2 protein-coding genes and 6 tRNA genes are annotated in these 4632 nt (G+C 40.9%); 1 reads left to right on the plus strand and 7 read right to left on the minus strand.

Going from position 1 to position 4632, the window contains the following annotated elements; genetic code table 11:
• The first annotated feature begins 1127 nt into the window (after positions 1 to 1127).
• Entirely contained in the window at positions 1128 to 1523 is a 396-nt protein-coding gene (locus tag AB4496_RS00445) for a DUF2391 family protein (RefSeq protein ID WP_009847710.1), read from the plus strand.
• 276 nt (positions 1524 to 1799) lie between these two features.
• On the opposite strand, the gene AB4496_RS00450 is transcribed toward AB4496_RS00445, so the two are convergent.
• From AB4496_RS00450 to AB4496_RS00480, 7 genes are all read right to left on the minus strand, one after another.
• Positions 1800 to 1875 (minus strand) — tRNA-Asn (locus tag AB4496_RS00450).
• A gap of 29 nt (positions 1876 to 1904) precedes the next feature.
• Positions 1905 to 1980: transfer RNA gene (locus AB4496_RS00455), tRNA-Thr, on the minus strand.
• 36 nt (positions 1981 to 2016) lie between these two features.
• Positions 2017 to 2092: transfer RNA gene (locus AB4496_RS00460), tRNA-Asn, on the minus strand.
• Between the two features lie 24 nt (positions 2093 to 2116).
• Positions 2117 to 2192, minus strand: a tRNA-Thr gene (locus AB4496_RS00465).
• Positions 2193 to 2248: 56 nt separating this feature from the next.
• Positions 2249 to 2324: transfer RNA gene (locus AB4496_RS00470), tRNA-Phe, on the minus strand.
• Positions 2325 to 2559: 235 nt separating this feature from the next.
• Complete coding sequence (locus tag AB4496_RS00475) at positions 2560 to 4185, minus strand: methyl-accepting chemotaxis protein (protein ID WP_017101452.1); 1626 nt, start codon at positions 4183 to 4185, stop codon at positions 2560 to 2562.
• 317 nt (positions 4186 to 4502) lie between these two features.
• Positions 4503 to 4578, minus strand: a tRNA-Asn gene (locus AB4496_RS00480).
• Positions 4579 to 4632: the final 54 nt, after the last annotated feature.

Consider the following 4632-nt stretch of genomic DNA (forward strand, 5'->3'; position numbering starts at 1 on the left):
CTAGGCTTTCGTCGTTTCTGGATACGATAATTTTGTCTTCGAGCAACGAGTCCCGGTCGCCTGCGACCCCAAGCACTCCACCATTTATAAGAAGTCTCGCTAGAAATCGCGGGGCTTTTTGCATCTAAATTATAGTGTTCGCCCTTCCATTGAATGACTTTTACACAAGGTTTGCGCGTAACCCATGACGCCTAGTTAACGTGTCCCATTATTCTGTTATTTATTAGAAAGTCTAACTCTACGATTAGAGTCTTTTTATTTGTATTTTCTACACCAGTTGTTATTTGAAACGAGCATGTGTTTCACAAACGCATATAGCTTTAAGCTTAGCACTCAAATACTCGAGCTATGCGACGTTGTAAGTCAGGTTAATGAGACTGTTCTGACTCAGCTGTATCCATTCAATATCGAAGTTATATAAGGCTTACAACTCATCCTATGTGCCCTGCGTTCGCAGATGTTTGCTTTATCAAGCGAGTGCACTTTAGTATTAGTTAACAGCCCTTCGTCTACGATACCTGACTTCTGTTTTTCTCTGTGAATCTAGAGGGTACTTCTGATGTGTAATTAGGAATCGATCATGGATGTTTCTGCTAAGAGCGCTATAGCCCTTAATGAGGTGACTTCATCCTCTTGTTATTCATTAAGCTTAAACCACTCTTAATTGTATTGAGCACCCTGTTTGAAAAGTATCTCAAAGGGGAATTGGACTATATTTCAGGTTGAAGGAGAAAGTCGCTAGATTAAGGGCCCAAATTGGTGCCGGTGGGATACATATGCTAAGAAATAGAGAATTTCTCGTATTCGTGCAGTGATATTTATTATCCAATCAGATCGAGACTCTCTGGCTCTAGGTTCAGGTATCTTAGGAGATGTTTACCGGTCTCTTTTCTACTCTGATGTGTTTGTTGACTCGATATGAATTAGTTATGTTGACCACTTTACTCTGAACATATTGATTTCTTGCTGGTTAATTCAAGCTATGTTTTGGCTATTGCGACTAATATTAAGCTAGAAGGGCGTTATCGTTCACTTGGTAAGAATAGACTCAAAAAAAGATCATCGGGTGATATTTTAGTGATTATTTTAACAAATAGATAAAGCCTTAAAAGCTAATGGGGCGAACTATGAAATTAAGCTTTAACTTTGAAGATGCCAGTCAGATCTTTGTAGGATCTTTTGCTTTGGCTGTACCGATTTCTTTTTCCGAAGAAGCCTGGAAGTTAGGGGAGACTTTGCCTACTGCTAATCTGTTGCTGCTATTTTTATTATCAGCTGTGTTCTTAGGCTTTTATACTTATGAAAGTGTCTTTCAAAAAAATGTTGTTGCGCGCATGCCGGTGTTTATTTTCAGAATTGTTATTGCTTATGCTATGACGGCGTTGGTAGTTGCTTTGGTCCTGACATGTTTGGATAAGTTGCCTCTATTAAGCGATCCAATAGTCTCGTTTAAACGTGTCATTGTTATATCAATGCCCGCGTCTATGGGGGCTATTATAGTGGATAGTTTCGATAAAGAGTGAAACTGTATATCACCCAGGTTAAGTCATCAACAGAGCCATTCTGGCGCTTAGTTGGTTCACTCTTAGATAACACAAGTAGCAAGCTCGCTAGAAAGGTTTCGACATGTCGTTGGGCGATTAAAGCTAAATCAAAAGAGTAAAGCCTAATTGTTTTACAAGAAAATTAAGACTGAGAGTTTCTGTACTGAATGAGCGATTAGAAAGGTGAGGGGGATGGAGGTACGCTAGGATCTTTAGATGCAAAAAAGCCGCATCAATGATGCGGCTTTCTTTAATTGGCTCCCCTTGCAAGACTTGAACTTGCGACATACGGATTAACAGTCCGCCGTTCTACCAACTGAACTAAAGGGGAATTGATTGTTTTATCTCTAATCAAGAGAATGGTGCCGACTACCGGAATCGAACTGGTGACCTACTGATTACAAGTCAGTTGCTCTACCTACTGAGCTAAGTCGGCATCATGTATCAAGAAGCTTACGCTTAATGATTAACTTGGCTCCCCTTGCAAGACTTGAACTTGCGACATACGGATTAACAGTCCGCCGTTCTACCAACTGAACTAAAGGGGAATTATTCTTAAAGCTTTAAAGAAATGGTGCCGACTACCGGAGTCGAACTGGTGACCTACTGATTACAAGTCAGTTGCTCTACCTACTGAGCTAAGTCGGCACATGATATTTCTTTGTGCTTTACTGTTGTTGTCAAGGACACCAACAAATAAATTGTGGTGCCCGGAGGCGGAATCGAACCACCGACACGAGGATTTTCAATCCTCTGCTCTACCGACTGAGCTATCCGGGCGACGAGGTGTATTAAACGTGTTTTCGCGTTCTGGGTCAACATTAAATTGCAAAAAAAGTATTGTTTGATGTTTTTCTATACTTAGTGGGTTGTTTTTGTTCGTTTGGGTAGAAAAACCTAGGTCTAGCATGCCTTAAAAGATGGCAAAACTACGGTTAACTGCTTTGAATGAGCGCTGAAATAAAAAAAGCACGTATGAAAACGTGCTTTTATATTAAAGGTTTTTCTCGAGAGTTTAGTGTTTTACTTCAAACCTATTTACCCAAGTCTCTAATTCGTTAGAAAGGGAAGCTAAAGTTTGAGTACTGTTATGGCTTTCCGTTACGACATCGCTCAGTTGGTTGCCACTTTCTTCAATCATATTGATACGCTTCGATATATCATCGCTTACCTGAGTCTGCTCAGCGGCTGCTGTTGCGATTTGATGGCTCATTGATGATATAGACTCTAATGCAATCACAATCTGTTGTAGCGCTTCAGAGGCATTCTGAGACTCTGCTACAGTACTTTCACTCGTTGCCGCACACACATTCATTGTTTGAATGGCGTTACGGGAACCTTCTTGAAGATTATTGATCATTAACTGAATCTCTTTGGTGCTCGATTGCGTTCGACCAGCAAGATTTCGTACCTCATCCGCCACTACTGCAAATCCACGACCTTGTTCACCCGCTCGCGCAGCCTCAATAGCAGCGTTAAGTGCTAATAGGTTAGTTTGTTCTGCAATATCACCTATAACGTCCAATACCTTAACAATATTGTTTACGTCGTTATCTAGGTTAGCGACAGCTTCACTGGCTGTACCTAATTGTCCTGCTAGGCCTTGAATGTTATCTACTGTGTTGTGGATTAGGAGCTGAGTATGTTGGCTTTGTTTGTCTGCCTCGTCGGTGTTACGAGCTGTATCGCCAGCTGAATCGGCAACATTATTTGCTGAAGACGCCATCTCAGTCATTGCTGTTGCGATCATTTCAGTTGATTGTTGCTGAGTTTCAGTAAGTTGAGCGATAGAACCTGCACGATCTTCCACGCGCTGTAATTCGCCTCTTAACGCTAGCATTGAAGAGTTAAGGTTTGATACTAACTCTGCCAGTGATTGACTCATTTGTTGTACAGCGTGATAGATACTGCCTTGCTCAGCTTGAGTCTCAAACGATGTTTGAATTTTTCCTTCTGCGACAGCTTGTACTGCTTCTCTTACGTCTTTGGGTTCACCGCCAAGTAGCGATAGCATACGTTTAATTGAGATAATCAAGCTTGAAAGAATGACACCAGCAATAGCCAAACATAAAATCAGTTGCCATTGTGCTGTTGACCAAAACCTTGCGTTGACTTCATTGAAGCCGATACCTGTACCTACAACCCAACCCCAATGAGGTGTTTTTTCTGCGATGGACAGTTTTTCCTCAATGCTTCCGTCGGGGAGTTTTTGTGTCCAGGTGTACTCGACTATTTGTCCTGTTCTATTGCCAAGTGCTCGCTGAATAAGTTGGCCAACGCTATTTCCATCGCCATCTTTAAAATCATTAAAGCTGGTTCCGTGTAGTTGCGGATCTAAAGGTGTTGCGACAAAAGTCATATCTTCATCAGCAACATATACATATTCATTGTCTTTATAGATATTGTTGCGCAGTAGGCGAGTGGCAAGCTGTTTGGCTTGTTGTTCTTCTAGAGTGCCATCAATAGCCATTTTTTCGACTTCAGTAAGAATGCTGTATGCACTTTTAAATAGCTCCGTCACACGAGCTTTGTTGTCTATGTTGCTAGCAACTCTTAAGGTCCATAAACCTGTAGCCGTAAGTGCGAGCAAGGCAATCAAAATGATGCCTGATAATAAATAAGCTTGCGTTTTTAATTTCATATTTCCCCGTGCAGCGATCTAATAATAAGTATGGTGTATCATTCACGAATCTTAAGCTAAGTCGTGTAGTGCAGGTATCAGAAAGGTATCAAAACATGATGAAGATTAAATTTACGAAGAAAAAAAAGTCCCCAAAAGAACATTTTTCGCTGTCAAATGAATAAACAGAGGTAAGAGCAATTACTCTATTGAGGGTGGCGAATGTAGTCTATTTACTCGAAGATCAAGATTTAATGTTGAACTGATGTGTTATTGAATTGCGTTACTTTTATTCAAACGAAAAAAAGCCAAGTCTCTCGACTTGGCTTTCTTGAATGTGGCTCCCCTTGCAAGACTTGAACTTGCGACATACGGATTAACAGTCCGCCGTTCTACCAACTGAACTAAAGGGGAATTACTTGTCTCAACATCAGGTCTATAGAGACCATCATTTGTTAAGTACCAAAT

It is taken from the genome of Vibrio sp. 10N.222.46.A1, from assembly GCF_041473595.1.
GTDB classification, from domain to species: domain Bacteria; phylum Pseudomonadota; class Gammaproteobacteria; order Enterobacterales; family Vibrionaceae; genus Vibrio; species Vibrio tasmaniensis_A.